This window comes from Rheinheimera sediminis (assembly GCF_004005375.1).
GTDB lineage: Bacteria > Pseudomonadota > Gammaproteobacteria > Enterobacterales > Alteromonadaceae > Pararheinheimera.
In genome coordinates, this window is record NZ_RZUF01000093.1 from 1 (window position 1) to 371 (window position 371).

The window sequence follows — 371 nt, forward strand, 5'->3', positions numbered from 1 at the left end:
CTGTTACGTGGTACTAAGCGTGAAGACGTAGAACGTGGTCAAGTATTAGCGAAGCCAGGTTCAATCAAGCCACACACCAAGTTCGAAGGTGAAGTGTACGTGTTATCAAAAGAAGAAGGTGGTCGTCATACTCCATTCTTCAAAGGTTACCGTCCACAGTTCTACTTCCGTACTACAGACGTGACTGGTTCAGTAGAACTGCCAGAAGGCGTAGAGATGGTAATGCCAGGCGACAACCTGAAGTTTGTTGTTGAACTGATCAACCCAATCGCGATGGACGAAGGTTTACGCTTCGCAATCCGTGAAGGTGGCCGCACAGTAGGTGCTGGTGTAGTATCTAAAGTACTGGTTTAATAATCAGCACTTGAAAA

At 46.4% G+C, this 371-nt stretch carries 1 protein-coding gene; it reads left to right on the forward strand.

The genetic code is table 11. The annotated features are described in order from the left end of the window. Positions 1-354 (forward strand): elongation factor Tu (locus EMM73_RS19910; protein WP_458351837.1); only part of this gene is annotated, 354 nt, incomplete at its 5' end. Positions 355-371 lie beyond the last annotated feature (17 nt).